The organism is Fructilactobacillus sp. X2R5C3 (assembly GCF_059901325.1).
Window position 1 is genome coordinate 1 of sequence record NZ_JBWXUY010000046.1, and the last position, 247, is coordinate 247.

A 247-nucleotide genomic window follows, 5' to 3' on the forward strand; every position below is an offset into this window, starting at 1 on the left:
CTTTATGGGTGGAACTGTCGTTTCAAATGAAGAAGTTGTCAACGGGAAAACCGAACGGGGTGGTTATGACGTTTACAGAAAGCCCATGAAGCAATGGGTTTTAAAGATTACCGCGTACGCCGATCGCTTACTTGATGATCTTGATGATTTAGACTGGCCTGAAAGTATTAAACAAATGCAGCGGAACTGGATTGGTCGTTCGGTAGGAGCCAGCATTTCATTTGATGTCAATGAAGAAGATCAGAAG

At 43.3% G+C, this 247-nt stretch carries 1 pseudogene; it reads left to right on the forward strand.

Going from position 1 to position 247, the window contains the following annotated elements:
• Positions 1-247 (forward strand): annotated as a pseudogene (locus AC6UDE_RS07110) (leucine--tRNA ligase); the annotation flags it as partial.